The sequence below is a fragment of the Cellulosimicrobium sp. BMG9.22 genome (assembly GCF_059159975.1).
In genome coordinates, this window is the sequence record NZ_JBZGBY010000027.1 from 1 (window position 1) to 19,206 (window position 19,206).

At 72.0% G+C, this 19,206-nt stretch carries 17 protein-coding genes, 1 other RNA gene and 1 pseudogene; 2 read left to right on the plus strand and 17 right to left on the minus strand.

Annotated features, from left to right (window positions below; translation table 11 throughout):
* Positions 1–272: 272 nt before the first annotated feature.
* From AC4H2H_RS15850 to AC4H2H_RS15890, 9 genes are all read right to left on the minus strand, one after another.
* Entirely contained in the window at positions 273–2,141 is a 1,869-nt protein-coding gene (locus AC4H2H_RS15850) for a DEAD/DEAH box helicase (RefSeq protein ID WP_494371783.1), read from the minus strand.
* Positions 2,138–2,473, minus strand: a complete 336-nt coding sequence (locus tag AC4H2H_RS15855) for a DUF3039 domain-containing protein (protein WP_494371784.1) — start codon at positions 2,471–2,473, stop codon at positions 2,138–2,140. Before AC4H2H_RS15855 ends, AC4H2H_RS15850 begins: the two co-directional genes overlap by 4 nt.
* 198 nt (positions 2,474–2,671) lie before the next feature.
* Positions 2,672–3,454, minus strand: a complete 783-nt coding sequence (nagB, locus tag AC4H2H_RS15860) for a glucosamine-6-phosphate deaminase (protein ID WP_494371785.1) — start codon at positions 3,452–3,454, stop codon at positions 2,672–2,674.
* On the minus strand, positions 3,454–4,494 hold the full coding sequence (locus AC4H2H_RS15865) for an ROK family protein (protein WP_494371786.1): 1,041 nt from the start codon (positions 4,492–4,494) through the stop codon (positions 3,454–3,456). The genes nagB and AC4H2H_RS15865 overlap by 1 nt, the downstream gene beginning before the upstream one ends.
* Before the next feature lies 1 nt (position 4,495).
* A complete protein-coding gene (locus tag AC4H2H_RS15870; protein WP_494371787.1) occupies positions 4,496–5,413 on the minus strand; it encodes a carbohydrate ABC transporter permease in 918 nt (305 codons plus the stop codon).
* Positions 5,410–6,375 (minus strand): carbohydrate ABC transporter permease, encoded by a 966-nt coding sequence (locus tag AC4H2H_RS15875; RefSeq protein ID WP_494371788.1) that lies wholly within the window; start codon positions 6,373–6,375, stop codon positions 5,410–5,412. The genes AC4H2H_RS15870 and AC4H2H_RS15875 overlap by 4 nt, the downstream gene beginning before the upstream one ends.
* A 103-nt stretch (positions 6,376–6,478) precedes the next feature.
* Complete coding sequence (locus AC4H2H_RS15880) at positions 6,479–7,804, minus strand: extracellular solute-binding protein (protein ID WP_494371789.1); 1,326 nt, start codon at positions 7,802–7,804, stop codon at positions 6,479–6,481.
* 266 nt (positions 7,805–8,070) lie between these two features.
* Positions 8,071–9,231, minus strand: a complete 1,161-nt coding sequence (locus AC4H2H_RS15885) for an ROK family protein (RefSeq protein WP_494371790.1) — start codon at positions 9,229–9,231, stop codon at positions 8,071–8,073.
* A gap of 71 nt (positions 9,232–9,302) precedes the next feature.
* The gene (locus tag AC4H2H_RS15890) at positions 9,303–10,208 is read right to left on the minus strand and encodes a PfkB family carbohydrate kinase (protein ID WP_494371791.1); all 906 of its coding nucleotides are present in this window, start codon (positions 10,206–10,208) and stop codon (positions 9,303–9,305) included.
* A gap of 73 nt (positions 10,209–10,281) precedes the next feature.
* Between AC4H2H_RS15890 and AC4H2H_RS15895 the strand changes: the two genes are divergently transcribed.
* Both AC4H2H_RS15895 and AC4H2H_RS15900 read left to right on the plus strand, forming a co-directional pair.
* A complete protein-coding gene (locus AC4H2H_RS15895) occupies positions 10,282–11,259 on the plus strand; it encodes a DUF4349 domain-containing protein (protein ID WP_494371792.1) in 978 nt (325 codons plus the stop codon).
* On the plus strand, positions 11,252–11,626 hold the full coding sequence (locus tag AC4H2H_RS15900; RefSeq protein WP_494371793.1) for a hypothetical protein: 375 nt from the start codon (positions 11,252–11,254) through the stop codon (positions 11,624–11,626). Before AC4H2H_RS15895 ends, AC4H2H_RS15900 begins: the two co-directional genes overlap by 8 nt.
* A gap of 62 nt (positions 11,627–11,688) precedes the next feature.
* On the opposite strand, the gene ssrA is transcribed toward AC4H2H_RS15900, so the two are convergent.
* The 8 genes and pseudogenes from ssrA to AC4H2H_RS15940 form a co-directional block, all read right to left on the minus strand.
* Positions 11,689–12,054, minus strand: a transfer-messenger RNA (tmRNA) gene (gene ssrA, locus AC4H2H_RS15905).
* A 155-nt stretch (positions 12,055–12,209) separates the two neighbouring features.
* Positions 12,210–12,623, minus strand: coding sequence for a hypothetical protein (locus tag AC4H2H_RS15910; protein ID WP_494371794.1), 414 nt, complete (start codon positions 12,621–12,623; stop codon positions 12,210–12,212).
* Between the two features lie 115 nt (positions 12,624–12,738).
* The gene (gene smpB / locus AC4H2H_RS15915; RefSeq protein WP_494371795.1) at positions 12,739–13,209 is read right to left on the minus strand and encodes an SsrA-binding protein SmpB; all 471 of its coding nucleotides are present in this window, start codon (positions 13,207–13,209) and stop codon (positions 12,739–12,741) included.
* A gap of 106 nt (positions 13,210–13,315) precedes the next feature.
* Positions 13,316–14,701 (minus strand): peptidoglycan DD-metalloendopeptidase family protein, encoded by a 1,386-nt coding sequence (locus AC4H2H_RS15920; protein ID WP_494371796.1) that lies wholly within the window; start codon positions 14,699–14,701, stop codon positions 13,316–13,318.
* 1 nt (position 14,702) lies between these two features.
* Entirely contained in the window at positions 14,703–15,614 is a 912-nt protein-coding gene (gene ftsX / locus AC4H2H_RS15925) for a permease-like cell division protein FtsX (RefSeq protein ID WP_494371797.1), read from the minus strand.
* 227 nt (positions 15,615–15,841) lie between these two features.
* Positions 15,842–16,522, minus strand: a pseudogene (ftsE, locus tag AC4H2H_RS15930) (cell division ATP-binding protein FtsE); the annotation flags it as partial.
* A gap of 242 nt (positions 16,523–16,764) precedes the next feature.
* On the minus strand, positions 16,765–17,889 hold the full coding sequence (gene prfB, locus AC4H2H_RS15935) for a peptide chain release factor 2 (protein WP_494371798.1): 1,125 nt from the start codon (positions 17,887–17,889) through the stop codon (positions 16,765–16,767).
* Between the two features lie 81 nt (positions 17,890–17,970).
* Positions 17,971–19,119 (minus strand): hypothetical protein, encoded by a 1,149-nt coding sequence (locus AC4H2H_RS15940; RefSeq protein WP_494371799.1) that lies wholly within the window; start codon positions 19,117–19,119, stop codon positions 17,971–17,973.
* Positions 19,120–19,206 lie beyond the last annotated feature (87 nt).

Sequence of the window (19,206 nt, forward strand, 5' to 3'; positions counted from 1 at the left end):
ACCTCGGCAGACCACGGTTCTTCGTCAGCGGTCCCGGGAGCCCGGACGTCCGCCAGGGGTGACGGGACGGCTGAGCGGGTGGGGCGGCGTCGGATGCGAAGGGCGTCAAGCCGCGCTCGAGAACCTACGCCCGAACGCGAAAGGTGACGGCGCGGCAGCCCGAGCACCGACGCCGCCCCGCACGCGGACCCGACCACGACCGCTCCGACCGGCCCGAGCACCGACGCCGCCCCGAGCGCGGACCCGACCACGGCCCGAACAGACCCTGACGGCTATCGCTTGCCGACGAACCAGCCGCGGACGAGTGCGACGCGCGCGTCGAGCTGTTCGACCGTGGCCAGCGGGACCTCGGGGCCACCGCAGCGGCGGCGCAGCTCGTTGTGCACGGTGCCGTGGGGCTGGCCGCTGCGTCGTGCCCACGCCGAGACGAGCTGCTGCAGCTCCTTCCGCAGCTCCGCCGCGCGCCGGTGCTCCAGCTCGGAGCGCTCGCGCTCCGCGGACTGCGTGTTCTTGGTCCGCGCACTGAGCTGGTCCGCCTGACGCTGGCGCAGGAGGGTGGTGACCTGGTCGGCGTCGAGGAGGCCGGGGAGCCCGAGGAAGTCGAGCTCCTCGTCGGACCCGACGTCTGCGCCCGTCCCGAACTCGCCGCCGTCGAACAGCACGCGGTCGAACGACGCCTGCGCCTCGAGCGCCTCGAACGAGCCCTGGACGAGCTCGCCCGACGCCTTGTCCTCGCGGTTCGCCTCGGCCAGCAGTGCGTCCTCGGGGGTGAACCCCTCGCCCTGCTCCTCGGCGGTGAGCGGGCGGTCGAGCGCGTGGTCGCGCTCGAGCTCGAGGCCGTTGGCGAGCTCGAGCAGGTGCGGGACGCTCGGCAGGAAGACCGACGCCGTCTCGCCACGCCGGCGCGCGCGGACGAACCGTCCGACGGCCTGCGCGAAGAAAAGCGGGGTCGCCGTCGAGGTCGCGTAGACGCCGACCGCGAGCCGCGGGACGTCGACACCCTCCGACACCATGCGGACCGCGACCATCCAGCGCGCGTCGCCGTCCGCGAACTCCTCGATGCGGCTGCTCGCACCGTCGTCGTCCGACAGCACGACGATCGGTGACTTTCCCGTCAGTCGCGCGAGGTGCCCCGCGTAGGCGCGCGCGTCCGTCTGGTCGGTCGCGATGACGAGACCGCCCGCGTCGGGGATCGCGCGCCGCACCTCCGTGAGGCGCTTGTCGGCCGCCGCGAGGACGGACGGGATCCACTCGCCGTTCGGGTCGAGCGCGGTGCGCCAGGCCTGACCGGTCATGTCCTTCGTCAGCGCCTCTCCCAGGCGCGCGCTCACCTCGTCGCCGGCCTTGGTGCGCCAGCGCATGCTGCCCGAGTACGACAGGAAGATCACGGGGCGCACGACGTGGTCGCGCAGCGCGTCGCCGTAGCCGTACGTGTAGTCGGCGCGCGATCGACGGATGCCGTCGGGACCGCGCTCGTAGCCGACGAACGGGATCGCGGCGGTGTCCGACCGGAACGGCGTGCCCGTCAGCGCGAGGCGACGCTCGGCGTCCTCGAACGCCTCGCGGACCGCTTCTCCCCACGAGAGCGCGTCGCCGCCGTGGTGCACCTCGTCGAGGATGACGAGCGTGCGGTCGGCCGTCGTGCGCGCCGCGTGCAGCGCGGGCTTGGCCGCGATCTGCGCGTAGGTCAGCGCGACGCCGTCGTAGTGGGCGCCGTGCCGACCCTGGCTGTTGCGGAAGTTCGGGTCGATACGGATGCCGACGCGGGCCGCGGCGTCGGCCCACTGGTGCTTGAGGTGCTCGGTCGGCGCGACGACCGTCACGCGGCGCACGATCCCCTGTTCGAGCAGCTCCGTCGCGACGCGCAGCGCGAACGTCGTCTTGCCCGCGCCCGGGGTGGCGACCGCGAGGAAGTCGCGCGGCGACCGTGCGCGGTACAGCTCGAGGGCATCGGCCTGCCAGGCTCGCAGCTTCGAGGCAGCGCCCCAGGGAGCGCGACGCGGGAAGGCGGGCGAGAGATGGGACGCCGCGGCTGACGAAGGGCTCTGCGGCGCGGGAACGCCGGGCCTGCTACGGGAGGCCGGGGTCGGGGAGGAGTGGGCGGAGGTGCCGGTGGACGTCGTGTGGTGCTCGGCGTTCACTTGCCGGAGTCACCCTCGCCGTCCTGCGGGTCTCGGAGACCGTCGTAGATCTCCTTGCACGTCGGGCAGACCGGGAACTTCTTCGGGTCGCGGCCCGGCACCCACACCTTGCCGCACAGTGCGATCACCGGCTTGCCGGAGAGCGCCGACTGCATGATCTTCTCCTTGCGCACGTAGTGCGCGAAGCGCTCGTGGTCGCCCGGCTCGGTCTGCTCGCGCGTCTCCTCGCGCTCGAGGACCCCGGTCGACGTGCCGGTGGACGGCTCGGTCGACGGGTTGCGGAACGGGTCCTCGGGGCCGTCGGGGGACGTGCGCGCGTGGAGTTCGGTCATGGTCGGAAGTCTACGTCTCGCAGCTGACAGCCGGAGCGGGACCGGGTCCCCCCGGGTCGACCCCCGCGGGTGGGGCGACCCGCCCACCTGACCGCGGCGGGGACGCGAAGGCCCGCCGTCGCGCGACCCAGGGGCGTGGTTCGCGAGACGGCGGGCAGCTGAGGTCAGCGCACGAGGCCGGTCCGGTCCAGAGGCCGGTTACAGGCCTTGCCAGTCGGGCTTGGAGGCATAGGTCTGGCGGTAGTAGTCGCCCAGCTGCAGGCGCGACGCCGCGGCGTCGTCGACGAGCACGGTCGCGTGCGGGTGCATCTGCATGATCGTCGCGGGCCACAACGCGCTGATCGGGCCCTCCACGAGCTGGTGCACCGCCTCCGCCTTGCCCTTCCCGGTCGCGAGCAGCACCAGGTGCCGCGCCGACATGATCGTCGCCAACCCCTGCGTCAGGCAGTGCCGCGGCACCCGCTCCACGTCGTCGTCGAAGAACCGCGCGTTGTCCTCGCGCGTCTGCGCCGTCAGCGTCTTGATCCGCGTCCGCGACGCCAGGGAAGACCCGGGCTCGTTGAACGCGATGTGCCCGTCCGTGCCGATCCCCAGGATCTGCAGGTCCACCCCACCGGCACCCGCGATTGCGTCCTCGTACGCCGAGCACGCCGCCACCAGGTCCTCCGCGTTCCCGTCCGGGCCCTGCACCGCACCCGGCGCGAAGTCCACCCGCGACGCGATCTCCGTCTCGATCACGTTCCGGTACCGCTCCGGATGATCCACCGGAAGACCCACGTACTCGTCCAGCATGAACGCCCGCACCCGCGCGAACGACAACCCCTCCTCCGCGTGCCGTCGCGCGAGCTCGTCGTACACCCGCAACGGCGACGACCCCGTCGCCAACCCCAGCACCGACTCCGGACGCGAGCGCACCAGCGTCTCGACCGCGTCGGCAGCCAGCACCGCCAACCGCTCCGCCGGAGCGATCACGACCTCCATCAGGACACCTTTCGACGGCCGACGAGGGCAGCGCCCACGGCGGCGACGGGAACGTCGGCGGGCGCGAGGGAGACGCGGTCCGCGAGACGCAGCGAGGACAGGAAGGGCGAGTTCCGGGACTGGGCCTCGAGCGCGGCGCGGACGGCATCGAGCAGCGGCTCGCCCAGCGCGGAGACCCCTCCGCCGAGGACGACGTGCCGGACGTCGACCGTCAGCTCGAGGATGCGGACGGCGGACGCGACGGCGGACGCGAACTCCGCCTTGATCTGCACGGCCTCCGGGTCGCCGACCGCCGCCGCCTCGAAGAGCTCGGCGGGGGCAGGGCGACCGTGCCGCGAGGGCCAGCGAGCGGAGAGGGCGGAGCCCGACGCGTACACCTCGACGCAGCCGCGCTGCCCGCACGCGCACTCCGGCCCGCGCGGGTCGATGGGGATGTGCCCGATCTCGCCCGCCGCGCCGCTCACGCCGCGCCGCAGCTCTCCGCCGAGCACGATCCCCGCCGCGAGGCCGGTCCCGAGCGCGAGGAACGCGAGATCCGCCCCGTCGGCGCCCCGCAGGTGCGAGGCACCGAGGGCGGCGACGTTGAGGTCGTTGTCGACGCGCACCCGCACACCGCCCAGCTCGCCGGACAGCACCTCGGCGAGCGGGAACCGCCCGCCCTCGATACCGAGGTTCACGGCATGCATCACGGAACCGTCGTCGGGGTCCACCAACCCGGGGACACCCACGCCGACGCCGTCGAGCGACGCCAGGTCGACGCCCGCCCGCCGGGCGACCTCGCGCACCGCGCGCGCGGCGCTCGCCACGACGCCCTCGGGACCACGGACCGTCGGCAGGCGCAGGGTCTCGCGCGCGACGCCGTCGGCCCCGAGGAGGGTCGCGAGCACCTTGGTACCGCCGATGTCGAGGCCGACCGTTGAGCCGGGGCCGGCCGGGGCGGGCTCGTCCGTCGAGGGGGCGGGGGCCGTGGGGCCGGGTAGCCCGGCCGGGGCTGCGACCGCCTCGCCGGTGAGCGAGGTGGTCGTGCTCAGGTCGCTCACGTCAGCCCTTCACCGCACCCGAGACGAGACCACCGGTCATCCGACCCTGGACGAACAGGAAGAAGATGATCACCGGCACCGCGATGAGGGTCGACGCCGCCATCACCTCGCCCCAGTTCACGCCCTGGCTGACGCTCGAGTTGAGGAACCCGCGCAGCCACAGCGGGAGCGTCTGCGCCGAGTTCGACGGCAGCGCGACGAGCGCGATCGTGAACTCGTTCCACGCCTGGAGGAACGCGTAGACGCCGGCGGCGACGAGGCCGGGGGCCAGCAGCGGGAACGTGATGCGGATGAACGCGCCGGTCCGGCTCAGCCCGTCGACCATGCCGGCCTCCTCGAGCTCTGCCGGGACGCCCGCGACGAACCCGCGCAGCATCCAGACGGTGAACGGGATGACGGCCGCGGTGTAGAGCACGGTCACGCCGATCGCCGAGTTGAGCAGGTCTGCGCTCGACAGCATCCGGTACTGGGCGATGAACAGGCCCTCGGCGGGGAGCATCTGGATGAACAGCATCGCGATGATGAACGACTTGCGGCCGCGGAACCGGAACCGGCTGATCGCCAGGGCGGCGAGGAACGCGAAGATCAGCACGAACACCACGGTGCCCAGCGTGACCACGACGCTCATGCGCAGGGCGTTGAGGAACGAGTCGCCGTCGAGGACGCTCGCGAAGTTGAAGAATCCCGCGTCGAGGCTGAAGAACGTCGGGGTGCGCGACTGGACCTGCGTGCGCGGCAGCAGCGACGTGTTGACCATCCAGTAGACCGGGAAGATCCACACCAGCGCGACGACGACCGCGCCGACCGACGCGCCGACGACGCCCGGACGGAAGCGCCGACGAGCGGCCGGCTGCGGCGTGGTGGTCGCCGTCCCGGGGCGGTGGCGCACGGGCCCACGGGTGGAGGTTGCGGCGGTCATGACTCGTCCTCCTTGAGCAGGCTGCGGACATAGGGCCAGCTCAGCGCGATCGTCAGGAGCAGCACGAAGATCGACACGGCCGCAGCGCTGGCGAAGTCGCTCTTGGCGACCCCGAGCTCGTAGATGTAGTTGCCGAGGAGGTTCGTCTCGGAGACGGGGGCACCGCCGTCCTGCAGCAGCCGGATCTGCGCGAAGACGCGCAGGTCCCAGATGATCTGCAGCAGGAGGACGATCGCGAGGACCGGACGGATCGTCGGGAGGATGATGCTCCAGAACGTCCGCCAGGCGTTGGCGCCGTCGAGCGACGCCGCCTCCAGGACCTCGTCCGACACCTGCGTCAGGGCGGCGTAGACCGACAGCGCGACGAACGGGACCGACATCCACACGATGACGAGGGTCGCGACGAAGAAGAAGGTGAGCGGCTGGGCGAGCCAGGCGTAGCCCTGGTACTGGTCCAGGCCGACCTGCACGAGCAGCCAGTTCACGACGCCGACGCGGTAGTCGAAGAGCCACTTGAAGACCGTCACGGCGGCGACCATGGGCATGGCCCAGGCGAGCAGCATCGACACCTGCAGGACGATGCGCGAGACGTTCGACGCGGCCTTCATGAGGAGCGCGAAGAGGATGCCGAGGACCACGGTGAGCCCGGCGTTCACGAGGCAGAAGATCACGGAGCGGATCACGACGGCCCATAGCGCGCTGTCGGTGAAGAGCCGCGCGTAGTTGTCGAGACCGACGAAGGCCGGCGGCTGGCCGAACTGCTGCGCGAGACCGAACTCCTGCAGGGAGGTGATGATCTGCCAGTAGACGGGGTAGCCCATGCCGAGCAGGATCGCGAGGACCGCCGGGACGAGGAGGACGTAGGGCGCCCGGGACCGGGGCCGGCGGCGCCGCGGGGCCGGCGGCGGGCCGACGACCGGGGGTACGGCCGCCGCGACGGGCGGCGAGGTGGTGGTGTTCATTCAGGGCTCCTCCCGAGCGCGTCCCGCCCGGGGCGGTCCTGACGAGGTGCCGTCAGGACCGCCCGGGCGCGAGCCGCTCGGACTCGGGTCGACGAGGGTGTCGTCAGCCGTTGTTCAGCATCGGGGTGATCTTCTCGTCGTACTCCGCGGCGAGCGCGGTGACGTCGCCACCCTCGGCGATGGCCTGGAAGAGCTGCTCGTACACGAGCGCGCCCTCGACCGCGGCCCAGCCCGGCGCCGGCGGCGTGAGCTTGGAGTCGGCGGCCGTGGCGATCATCGTCGTCGCGAACTTGTCGTCACCCAGGGTGTCGTTGAAGTCGCTGTTCGCCGGGCCGAGACCCTTCTCGCCGAGCATCGACTGGTAGGTGTCGGAGAAGATGATCCGGAGCAGGTTCTCCGCGAGCTCCGGGTGCTGCGACTGCGCCGAGATGCCGATGTTCGAGCCGCCGGCGAAGACGGGGGCGAGGCCACCGTCGACACCCGGGAGCGGGAAGATGTCGTACTTGGTGTCGTCGACCATGCCGTCGCGGACCTCTTCGCCCTCCTCGTTGGTCATGAGCTCACCGATCGACCAGCGGGCCCAGCCCGGAGCCATGATCGTCGCCGCCTCGGGCGCGGCGCCGTCGGCGCCGTCGTTGAGGAACTCCCAGTACGCGACGTCCATCGCGGTCGCCGGCACGTTGGAGGCGCCCTGGAAGATCTCCTGCCACTGCTCGAGACCCGCGATCGTGTTGGGGTCGCTCAGCGTGGAGACCCACTCGCCGTCCTCCTCGACGGCGAGCTCGCCGCCGTTCGCGAAGACCCACGAGATGCCGTTGCGCCAGTCCTGGCCGCCCATCGCGAAGCCCGACTGGGTGTCGGTGCGCAGCGCCTTGGCCGACTCGGTGAACTCGGAGAGCGTCTGCGGGACCTCGAGGCCGGCAGCCGTCCAGATGTCCTTGCGGAAGAACATGTAGCGCGAGCCGTAGTAGTACGGGAGCGCGAAGTTCTGGTCGCCGACCTTGCCCGCCTCGACGAAGGACGGGAGGAGCTTGTCGCCCCCGAGCTCCTCGTAGAGCGGCGTGAGGTCGCGGAACGCGTCGACCGTCGTGAACGTCGAGGACTGCGTGTTGCCGATCTCGACGACGTCGGGTGTGTTCTCGGCGTCAGGCAGAGCGGTCGTGAGGGTCGGGACGAGGTCCGGCCACTCCTTCTGCTCGATCGTCAGGGTCGAGCCCGGGTTCTCCGACTCGAACGTGTCCACGAGGTACTCGCGGAGCTCGTCCGGCGTGTCGGGGCCGGCGAGCCACAGGGTGATCTCCGCGGCCTCCGCGGAGCCGTCGGAGTCGGGGTCGTCGTTGCCGGCGCTGCCGCTGCCGCACGCGGTCAGCGCGAGCGCCAGGGTGATGGTCGACGCCACGGACGTGGCGACGAGACGGTTCCTCTTCACTGGGTGCTTCCTCTCGGTGATTCCGTGTGGCGGCGTCTGTGACGCCACCCGAGGTGTGCAGGACTCCTGCCGAACTGCGGTCGTGCAGGGTGCTGCGCACCGCGTGCGCCTGCAGGAGTCCTGCGTAACTCAGGTCGTGCGAGGGTTGTGCGTTCTGTGCTGCCGCCCGGGAGAAGCTTCTCTGGGATTCCCGGGGTCGTGCCGGCACGAGGACCCGTGATGTCCTGGCGCCGTTCGGGCTGCGGGGGTTCAGGTGCGCGATCTGCTCACGAGACTCCCAGCTGTCCGGACAGGACGAGGACGGCGGCCCCTGCGAGGACGACGTCTTCGTCGAGCGTGGCCATCCGCACCTGGAGCCCGCTGCCGATGACCGGCATGGTGCGGGAACGGATGGTCTCGAACGCCGCCTCGCGCAGAGCGCCGTCGAGCAGGTCCGCTGGACCGCTGACGAGCACCTCCGCGAGGTTGAGCGCGCTGACGACAGGGGCCAGGGCGATGCCCAGCGTCCTGCCCACCGACGCCAGGACGGCGTCGGAAGCCTCGGTGTCGAGACCCTCGACCGCGCGGCGCAGCGCCGGCACGGACAGGACGGTCTCGAGGCAGCCGCGGCGCCCGCAGGCGCACGGATCACCGCCGTCGACGACGGTCACGTGGCCGAGCTCCCCGGCCGCGTCGGCGTGCCCGCGCACGCGCCCGCCGTCGACCATGATGCCGGCGCCCACACCCTCGCCCACGGTGAGGACGAGCAGGCCGTCGCCCGCCGCTCCGCCGAAGGTGAACTCGCCGAGCGCCGCGATGTTCGCGTCGTTGGCCACGTGCACGGCCAGGCCCAGCCGCTCGGTGAGCTGCGCGGCGAGCGGCACGTCGTACCAGCGCCGGTTCGGTGCCTCGATGACGCGACCCTCGGCATCGACGACGCCGGGTGACCCGATGCCGACGCCGATGACGGGCTGGGTCGCGGAGGCGATCAGGCCGCGGCAGAAGCGCATGAGGAGGTCGACGAGCTCGGTGCCCGTGCGGCCGTCGACCGCGAGGCTCTGTCGCACGACGAAGTCGCCGGTGAGCGTGAGGACGGCGCCGCGCAGCACCCCGTCGTCCGTGAGGTCGACCGAGACGATCTGGTAGGCGCTGGTCCGCATCCCGACGAGGATCGCCGGCTTGCCCACGCGCTGGCCGGGACGCACGCCGAGCTCCTCGACGAGGCCCTCGGCGAGGAGCACCGAGACGAGGTCGGAGATCGTCACGCGGGTGAGCGACGTGGCGCGGGCCAGGTCGGCGCGCGACGTCGGCCCCTCGTGGAAGAGGTGCTGCAGCACGAGGGAGCGGTTGTGCGCCCGAGCGTGCTCGGGCAGCACCTTCGAGGTCGGCCTGAGCCCTGTGCTCAGTCGCCTCCTCGGTGCGCCGGTCCCGGTGACTGCCGTTGTCATGTTTGTTAGTAGACTGCCTTTACTAAGTAGGTGTCAACTTCCGCCGGGCTTCGTGACCGAAATGTAGCCGATCAGGCGAGCGTGGCGATCCAGCCTCGCGCACCCGGGTGCTCGACCGAGCGCGCGGCCACCGCGACCCCCTGCTCGAGCGCGTCCCGCCACGTGGCTCCGTTCGCCGCTGCCGCGGCGAACGCCCCGTGGACGACGTCACCTGCCCCCAGCGTGTCGACGACGCGCGCCGGCCGGGGCACGACGACGCACGACCGCTCCCCGGCCTCGAGTACCTCGACTGGCTCCGGGCCCCTCGTCCGGGCGACGAACCTCGGACCGCGCGCCGCGACGTCGTCGAGCACGTACTCCACGGCGACACCGGGCGGACGGAAGGCGGCGGAGACCACGACCGCGTCGCACAGCCCGAGCATCTGGGGGGCGTCGGGCTTCCACGAGCCGCCGTCGAGCACGACGGCGCACCCGCGCTCGCGCGCCCGCCGCGCCGTCGCGAGGGCGAGCGCGGGCAGGTGCCCGTCCAGCAGCAGGACGTCGCCGGGACCGACGTCACCGAGGAGGAGGTCGACGTCGCCGCGCGCCGCGACGCCGGCACGCCCTGCGGCGTTCGTGCTCACGACCGCGCGCTCCCCGGTGCCGTGCGTGACGAGGACCGTCGAGACGGCGGGCTGCCCGCCGTCGTCCGCCGCGGCGTCGACCAGCTCGACCCCGGACGCCGCGACCTCCGCGCGGACCACCGCGGCGAGCGGACCGGTGCCCACCGCCGTGACGAGCCGCGTCGGCACGCCCAGGGCGACCGCAGTCGCCGCGGCGTTGGCGGCCGGGCCGCCGAACGTCGCGGCGAGGGATCGGGCGACGACCTTCTCGTCGGGACCGGGGAGCCGGTCGACGACCTGGACGACGTCGAGCGTGACGAGACCGCAGCACACGAGCACACGCTCATCCTGCCGTGGATGCTGCGGTCGGATCACGGCCAGTTCACAAGACGGTCACGATGTCGCAGCGGCTGTCCGGTTCGCACGCTTGGCCCCCTACGCTCGCACCATGCGGACCACTCGACGACCCCTCGCTCTCGTCGCGACGCTCCTGCTCGGAGGGGCGCTCCTGGCGGGCTGCTCCGGTGGGGCCGGGGACGCGGCGTCGTCGGTCGACGACGGCGGCGCACGCTCGGAGGCGTTCGCCGGGGAGGCCGACGCGGCGCTCGAGGAGGGCTCGACCGGGGTCGCGGCCGGCGACCCGAGCGCCCCCGCGGAGGCGGACCGCGAGATCGTCACGACAGGGTCGGCGACGGTCGTCGCCGACGACCCCACCGCTGCGGCCGACGAGGTCGTCGGCCTCGCGGAGAGCGCGGGAGGTCGTGTCGAGACCCGCCGCCAGACCGAGGCGGACGGCGACGTGCGTCCCAGCGCCGAGCTGACGATCCGCGTGCCCGCCGCGCAGACGACCGCGACGATCGACGCGCTCGACCAGGTCGGCGAGGTGCGCGACCTGTCGATCGAGGCGGTCGACGTCACCGGGACGGCCCGCGACCTCGATGCCCGCGTCGAGGCGCTCTCGACGTCGGTCGACCGCCTGCAGGCCCTCATGGGTTCGGCCGCGACGACCGAGGACCTCCTCGCGGCGGAGCAGGAGCTCACGACCCGCCAGGCCGAGCTCGAGTCGCTGCAGTCGCAGCGCGCGGCGCTCACCGACCAGGTCTCGATGTCGACCCTGCACCTCTCCATCGTCCAGGTCGCGCCGGTCGAGCGGCTCGCGCCCGGCGGGTTCCTCGGCGGGCTGCAGAACGGCTGGAACGCTCTGCTGACGACGCTCAACGGCCTCGTGGTCGTCCTCGGTGCGCTCCTGCCCTGGCTCGTCGTCGCGGGTGTCGTGGCGCTCGTCGTCCGGTGGGCGCTGCGTCGCGCGCGGCGGCGGGCCGACGGCGGTGCGTCGCCCTCAGCGGGCGGGGCACCCGGGCCGGACGACACGCCGGACGGCTCACCCGGGGCCAGCGAGCCGCTCGTCGGGGCCGCGCGTGAGTGACACGACCGGCCCGCCACGCCGAGGAACGGCCGAGAGGGTCGCCCGGCTCTGGCACGGCGTCGACGACGGCACGGCGCGACAGGTCGGGCACCTGGTCACACGCGTGTGCACGCACTGGGACACCGTGGGTCCGCAGTCGTTCCCCGCGCACGTGAACCCCGAGCCCCGCGTGCAGTGGCGCATGCACCTCGACGCGGACGTCCCCGGCACGCTTCCCGTCGACGACGTGTACAGCGACGACGCCGGCGCACCCGTCCTCGACCTCGACGACGGGCCGACCTCCGTCGTCGTGCACGGCGTCGCGCTCACCGTCGAGTGGCTCGACGGCGCCGACGCTGACACCGTGTGGTCGATCCACGGCTGGTGAGCTCGCCGTGCACCGGGCACGACGACGGCCCGCACCCGGTGGGGTGCGGGCCGTGGCCGCAGGGGTGGAGGTGCGGGGAATCGAACCCCGGTCCGGTGACGCCGATCGAGGACTTCTCCGGGCGCAGTCTGCTGTCGTTTTTCTCGGCCCCCGCACTCACGCAGACAAGATGCGGACGGGCTCAGTCACCTAAAAGTCCCCGTAGTCCCGGTGACGAGGACTACGAGCAGTGGCTCTCTAGATGACGCCAGGATCCGAGTCGAGAGCTAGCTCGGGCTGACGGACTTCGAGCTCGCTCAGGCGGCGAGGGCGAAGTCGGTGCGCTTGTTATCGGCACCTGTGTTTTGCAGACATCGTTTACGAGATAAGCCTGCATCCTCGGCCCGCTTCTCCTCGAAGCACGACCACCGTCGAAACCGATCACCCCCTGTGGAGTTGTCAACCACTGCACCAGCCGCCGGTGCTCGCAAGGAGCTCCGGGACCGTGACGTCGGTGCCTCCCTCTCGGGACGGCCCGTGCGGCGTGTGCAGCAGGTCCAGACTACGTGATCAACGGCGCGGGCCGCACCGTTATTTCCGGTCGCTACGCCTTGCGGCTCAGGGAGTCGGCGAGCAGCCCGCCCGCGATCCCCAGCAGGAACACGTCCTTCGCCAGTCCGGTGCCCTGCTCCGTCGGGCGCACGCCGTCCTCCTGCGTCATCCCCGGCGTCTTCAGGTACATGCCGACGAGCCCTGCCGAGAACGCTCCGAGCCCGAGCGCGACCAGCCCGGTCGGCACGAACGGCAGCAGCAGCGCCGACCCGAGGGCGATCTCGGCCGTCGAGAGCGCCTTGGTGAACTGCTGCGCGTCGACCTCTTCGAGGAACGGGTACGTCCCGGTCGCCATGCCGTGGATGCCCTGCGCCGTCTGCTCGTCGGCACCGCGCTTGTTCAGGCCGGAGTTGAGGATGTAGGCGCCTGCGGCGACACGCGGGATGTACTGGCGGAGCTTGACCATGGGACCTCCAGATCGACCGGCGGGGACGACCGCGCGCCGCGCGGCCTCGTCGTCGACCGTACGTCCACCGCGGCCCTCCCACCAGCCCGCGGCGCGCCGCTCGGAGCGAGCCGGGTCAGCGCAGCTCGCGCTGGCGAATCGCCCGCTGGGCCTCGCGGTTGTCCTGCTTCTCGCGCAGCGCCTGGCGCTTGTCGTACTCCTTCTTGCCGCGCGCGAGCGCGAGCTCGACCTTGGCCCGCCCGTCGAGGAAGTAGAGCGACAGCGGCACGATCGTGTGCCCCTTCTCGCGGACCTTCGCCTCGAGCCGCAGGATCTCCTCCTTGTGCAGGAGCAGCTTGCGCTTGCGTCGGGGCGCGTGGTTGTTCCACGTCCCCTCGGTGTACTCGGGGATGTGCACGTTCTCGAGCCAGGCCTCGCCGCGGTCGACGGCGACGTACCCGTCGACGAGCGATGCGCGCCCCATGCGCAGCGCCTTGACCTCGGTCCCGGACAGCACGATCCCCGCCTCGTACACGTCCTCGATGACGTAGTCGTGGCGTGCCTTGCGGTTGCTGGCGACGACCTTGCGGCCTGCGTCCTTCGCCATCGGTGTGTCCTACCGTCCTTCGGTCCGTGCTCGTGCCTGGCGGTCCAGCGTACGGGTGCCCGACGACGCTCGGTACCGATTATCCTGCAGGTCGCGGCCGCGTTCGCTACAGGCGCGACATGGGGTTGACCGTGCCGCCGTTGACGTACACCTCGAAGTGGAGGTGGCACGCACCGGAGAGCCCGGTGTTCCCGGAGTAGCCGACGACGCTCCCCTTGTCGACCCACTGCCCGGACGAGACGGCGAAGCTCGTCAGGTGGTTGTAGCTCGTCATGAGGCTCTCACCACCCACGATGCCGTGGTTGACGAGGACCTGGTTGCCGAACCCGCCGCGGCGCTGCGCGTGGACGACCGTCCCCGAAGCGGACGCCATGATCGGCGTGCCGCAGTAGGCCCGGAAGTCGGTGCCGGCGTGCAGGCGCCAGATCCCGAGCACGGGGTGCAACCGCATGCCGTAGCTGGACGTCACGTGCGGGACCGCGGTCGGGTACGCGAGGGTCGTCCCGCTCGACGGCGGCGGTGGTGCCGGCGCCGGCGCCGGTGCTGCGCCGCCCCCTCCCCCACCGCCTCCGCCTTGCTGCTGTTGTTGCTGCTGCTGGGCGGCTCGCGCCTGGCGCTGGCGCTCGGCCTCCTCGGCCGCCTTGCGGTCGCGTTCGGCCTGCTCCGCGATGATCGTCTTGAGCTCCGCCTCGAGCGCCGCCTGGTCTGCGGCGTTCTGGTCTATCTGGGCCTGTGCCGCGGCCTTGCGCTCCTCGATCGTCGCCTTCTTCGCCTGCTGCTCGACGATGAGGTTCTCGACCTCGGCCTTGCGGTCAGCGGCCGCCTTGCGCGCGGCCTCTGCGGCGACGACGTTCTCGTCGGCCTGCTTCTTGAGGTCCGCGACGGTCTCGCGCACCGCCTGGAGCCGTGCCTCGCGGTTGCGCGCGACGGACTCCGCCTCCAGCAGGTCCTCGAGCGACCGGGACTGGCTGCGGGCCGCCGTCGACGAGACCGCGAACTCCTCGATGAACTCCTCCGTGCTCTGCGCACCCGTGACGATCCCCAGGCTCGAGACGTCGCCCTGCCCGCGGTACGCCTGACGGGCCATCTCCGCGATGCTGGACTTCGCGTCCGCGACCTCCGTCGCGCCCTGCTGGATCTCCGTGCTGATCGCCGCCTCCTGCCCCAGCGCGGCCTCGAGCCTCTGGGCGAGGAGCTCTGCCTCGCGCTGCGTGCGCTCGACCTCCGCCTCGGCGGCCTCCAGCTCGGCCTGCGCGACGGGCAGCCTGGCCTCGATCTCCTGCAGGTCGAGGACCGCCTGCGCGAGCTCGGCGTCGGTGTCCTCGAGCTCGGACTGCAGCGTCTCGCGGCTGCCGAGGATCTCGGACTGGCGGCGCTCGGCGGCGGCACGGCGGTCGTCGATGTCGTCGGCGGATGCCGAGGCGACGCACCCGACGACGAGCAGGGACGTGGCGACCACGGCGGCCAGGTGGCGGCGGAGCTTCGACGTCATGTCACACCCTCGTGTGGCGGTTGAGCGTGACGACCGAGGAGACGGCCGCCAGCAGGAACGCGATGCCGACGAGGACCGGCGCGATGCGCAGCACGTCCGCCTCGTCGACGTAGGCCACCCACGTCACGGACTGCGAGAGCCAGTCCGTGACGAGGTACTTCACCCCGACCCAGAGCCCGCCCACGGCGAGCAGCGCCCCGAGCACGGCGGCGATCGCCCCCTCGAGCAGGAACGGGAGCTGGATGAACAGGTTCGACGCGCCGACGAGCCGCATGATGCCGGTCTCCCGCCGTCGGCTGAGCGCGGACAGGCGGATCGTCGTCGTGATGAGCAGGACGGCGGCGAGCAGCATGACGGCGGCGAGCCCGGCGGCGAGCAGCGAGGCCCGGTTGAGCGCGAGGAACAGCGAGTCGAAGATGCGGCGCTGGTCCTCGACCACCTCGACGCCCGCGCGTCCCGTCACGACGTCGTTGACGACCTCGTAGTTCTCCGGGTTGGTGAGCTTCAGGCGGAACGACGCCTGCATGTCGTCGACCGTGAGCTGCGTGCCAAGGTAACCGTCGGGGTAGCGCTCGGCGAACGCCGCGAACGCGTCGTCCTTGGACTCGAAGTAGACCGTCTGGATCTCGTCGGCCAGCTCGGACTCGAAGACGTCCTCGAGCGCCGCGATCTGCTCGGGGCTCGCCTCGCCGCCTGCGCACGTGGGCGACGGCGATCCGACCGGGCAGAGGAAGACGGAGACCTCGACCTTGTCGTACCAGTCGTCCTTGAGCTTGTCGATCTGCGCCTGCAGGAGCATCGACGCGCCGACGAACGTCAGGGACACGAACGTCACGAGGATGACGGACACCGTCATGGACACGTTGCGGCGCAGGCCCTGCCCGAGCTCCGCGAGGATGAACTGGAGTCGCACGTCGATCACTCCCCCGCCGAGGCCTCGGCGTGCCGGCGCCCAGGGCGCCGCGCCGGGAGCTCGGCCGGCTCGTCGTGCTCGCCGGGGAGATGGACGGGCACGTCGCCGGCGCGCGGGGCGTCGTCGTGCCCCGGCGCGACCGAGCGTGGCGGGGTGGTCCGGTGGACGACGGCGGTCGGCACCGACACGGGCGCCGACCCCGCGGGGTCGGGGATGACCTGTCCGCGCGCGCCGTAGGCGCCGTGCGCCTGGTCGCGCACGAGCGTCCCGGTCTCGAGCTCGAGCACGCGCTTGCGCATCTGGTTGACGATCTCCTCGTCGTGCGTCGCCATGACGACGGTCGTGCCCGTCCGGTTGATGCGGTCGAGCAGGCGCATGATCCCCAAGGACGTCGTCGGGTCGAGGTTCCCGGTCGGCTCGTCGGCGAGCAGGATCGGCGGGCGGTTGACCATGGCGCGCGCGATCGCCACGCGCTGCTGCTCACCCCCCGAGAGCTCGTGGGGCCGGCGCTTCTCCTTGCCCGCGAGGCCGACCATCTCGAGCGTCTCCGGGACCGTGATCGCGATCGTGTGCCGCGGCTTGCCGATCACCTGGAGCGCGAACGCGACGTTCTCGAACACCGTCTTGTTGGGCAGGAGGCGGAAGTCCTGGAACACCACGCCGATCTGGCGGCGCAGCTTCGGCACGTTCCAGCTCGACAGCGACCCGAGGTCACGTCCCGCGACGAAGACCTTGCCCTTGGTCGGGCGCTCCTCGCGCAGGACGAGGTGCAGGCACGTCGACTTGCCGGAGCCGGAGGCCCCGACGAGGAAGACGAACTCGCCGCGCCGGACCTCCAGCGACACGTCGTCGACGGCCGGCCTGGCGCCGCGCGCGTAGACCTTGGTGACGTTCTCGAAGCGGATCACAGCGGTACGTTCCTCGGGTCGGGGACCGATCCGTGGACGAACGAGGTTCGTCGCACGATCCCGAGGGTAGGCACGTGGATCCGGCAGCGGCTGGCTGACACGCCGCCGTCGGGCACTCGGATCCGTTGCCCGGGTCACCCGCCCCCGCGCCGGGTGCCGCGCCTACGCGCGGCGCTGCCGCGCCTACGCGCGCGCCCCACGCGCAGGGACGTACCCCGGCGCGGGGCACAAAGGTCCGCGCGTCAGTCGGCGAGCTGCAGCCCGCGACGCCAGCGGACGCCCGCCTCGATGAAGTCGTCGATGTCGCCGTCGAACACCGCGGACGGGTTGCCGACCTCGTGCTCGGTGCGCAGGTCCTTGACCATCTGGTACGGCTGCAGCACGTACGAGCGCATCTGGTCGCCCCAGCTCGCCTTGATGTCGCCCGCGAGCTCCTTCTTCTTCGCGCTCTCCTCCTCCTGGCGCACGAGCAGCAGGCGGGACTGGAGGACGCGCAGCGCGGCCGCACGGTTCTGGATCTGCGACTTCTCGTTCTGCATCGACACGACGATGCCGGTCGGGATGTGGGTCATGCGCACCGCAGAGTCCGTCGTGTTGACGGACTGCCCGCCCGGGCCCGACGAGCGGAACACGTCGACCTTGATCTCCGACTCCGGGATCTCGATCGAGTCGGTCTGCTCGATGAGCGGGATCACCTCGACGGCGGCGAACGACGTCTGGCGGCGGCCCTGGTTGTCGAACGGGGAGATGCGCACGAGGCGGTGCGTGCCCGCCTCGACGGACAGGTGCCCGAACGCGTACGGCGCCTTGACCTCGAACGTCGCGGACTTCAGCCCCGCCTCCTCCGCGTAGGAGGTGTCGAGCACGGTCGTCGGGTAGTTGTGGCGCTCGGCCCAGCGCAGGTACATGCGCAGCAGCATCTCGGCGAAGTCCGCCGCGTCCACGCCCCCGGCGCCGGAGCGGATCGTCACGACGGCCTCGCGCGCGTCGTACTCGCCGGCCAGCAGCGTACGGATCTCGAGCAGGTCGAGGTCCTTGCGGATCGCGGCGATCTCGTGCTCGGCCTCGTCGAGCGCGGCCGCGAGGTCGGGGTCGTCACCCATCTCCTGGCCCATCTCGACCAGCGTCTCGACGTCGTCGATGCGTTGACCGAGCTTCTTCACCCGGTCCAGCTCCGACTGCGCCGCCGACAGCGCGGACGTCACCTTCTGCGCCGCGTCCGGGTCGTCCCACAGGTCGGGGACCGACGCCTTCTCGGACAGGTCGGCGATCTTCGCGCGCAGGACCTCCGGGTCGCTCACGCTCTCGATGGACTCGAGCGTGCTGCGCAGCGCCTTGATCTCGGCGGGAAAGTCGATGGTGGCCACGAGGTTCAAGGTTACGCGACCTCCCGCACGGTGGGCGCCGTCGGGCCGGGTCGACCCCGGGCCCGACGGCGCACGCGCACGTCAGCCGGCCGGGTCGCCCTTCGGGGGGCTCGACGCGGTCGTCGGAGCGGTGCCCGACGTGGTGCTCGACGGCGCCGCGTCGGCGCCCGGGGTGCTCGCCTGCTGGCGGCCCTCGTCGCGCGCCTTCGCGAGCATCGCCTCGAGGCGCTTGCGCCGGCGACGACGGTCGTCGCGGACGCCGAGGACCAGGACGAGGACGATCGCGATCAGCAGGAGCTGCGGCCACGGGACCGCCCACGTGGTCACGGTGACGGTCACCGGCTCGAGCGGAGCGTCGATCTCGTCGTCCGCGACGGCCGTCGGGGTCACGGTGATCGTGGTCGTCACCGGGCCGAGGGGCCAGACGTCGTCGAACGCGACCGTGCTGCGCAACGACCCGCCGGGCAGCACCTCGGTGAGCGGCTCGGCCGCACGGTCCGCGGTCGCGAGACCGAAGAGCGCCGACGTCGACACGTCACCCTCGGCACCGAGGCGCACGTTGCCGTCGTTCGCGACGTCGTACGACACGCTCAGGTCGCCCGCAGCGAACGGGTTCCACGACGGCGCGTACGACGCCTTGACGCCGTCGACGGAGAGGACGGGCTCGAGCTCGCCCGTGACGCGCGTGCTGACGCGGACCACGACGCGGCTCGTCAAACCCAGGCTCGTGCCGTTCTCGGCGGCGCCGGTGCTCGTGAGCGACGCAGCGATGCCCGCGGAGTGGTCCCCCGGGGTGGCGTTCTCCGGGACGGTCAGCGTGTACGGCACGACGACGGTCGCACCCGGACCGACCTCGACGGAGTCCTCCATCTCGATCCACGTGCCCGCGTCCACGGACTCCTGGTCTGCGAGGAGCATGTTGAACCGGCCGTTCGCCGTGCGGTACCCGTCAGCGGCGGTCAGCGTGAACGTCGCGGGCACGTCGCCAAAGTTGGTGACCGCGAAGTAGTCGTCGACGGACTCGCCCGGGTCGAGCTCGAGCTCGACCGCGCGGCGCCCGTCGGGACCGTTCTCGTCGGCCGGCGCCACGCTCCACGTGATGACGTCCTCGGGAGCGGCAGAAAAGACGGCCCCGGGGCGGCTCGCGTGCGACCCGGCGCTCGCGGTGGCAGAGGGCGCGCTGGTCGTGGCGAGGGGGAGCAGGGCGATGGTCAGTGCGGCGAGCGTCACCAGGGCGCGATGCCCGGGACGGCTCAGCGATGTGGAATTCACAGGGGTCAGGACTCTCTCGGTGCGTTGCTGCGACGAACGGCGGGC

What these genes read in the sequence shown, in the direction of transcription:
- AC4H2H_RS15870 (WP_494371787.1), bottom strand. Translation starts at nt 5,413, where the DNA reads ATGACCGCCGCAACCTCCACCCGTGGGCCCGTGCGCCACCGCCCCGGG.
- AC4H2H_RS15875 (WP_494371788.1), bottom strand. Translation starts at nt 6,375, where the DNA reads ATGAACACCACCACCTCGCCGCCCGTCGCGGCGGCCGTACCCCCGGTC.
- AC4H2H_RS15885 (WP_494371790.1), bottom strand. Translation starts at nt 9,231, where the DNA reads ATGACAACGGCAGTCACCGGGACCGGCGCACCGAGGAGGCGACTGAGC.
- AC4H2H_RS15920 (WP_494371796.1), bottom strand. Translation starts at nt 14,701, where the DNA reads ATGACGTCGAAGCTCCGCCGCCACCTGGCCGCCGTGGTCGCCACGTCC.
- AC4H2H_RS15855 (WP_494371784.1), bottom strand. Translation starts at nt 2,473, where the DNA reads ATGACCGAACTCCACGCGCGCACGTCCCCCGACGGCCCCGAGGACCCG.
- AC4H2H_RS15895 (WP_494371792.1), top strand. Translation starts at nt 10,282, where the DNA reads ATGCGGACCACTCGACGACCCCTCGCTCTCGTCGCGACGCTCCTGCTC.
- smpB (WP_494371795.1), bottom strand. Translation starts at nt 13,209, where the DNA reads ATGGCGAAGGACGCAGGCCGCAAGGTCGTCGCCAGCAACCGCAAGGCA.
- AC4H2H_RS15910 (WP_494371794.1), bottom strand. Translation starts at nt 12,623, where the DNA reads ATGGTCAAGCTCCGCCAGTACATCCCGCGTGTCGCCGCAGGCGCCTAC.
- nagB (WP_494371785.1), bottom strand. Translation starts at nt 3,454, where the DNA reads ATGGAGGTCGTGATCGCTCCGGCGGAGCGGTTGGCGGTGCTGGCTGCC.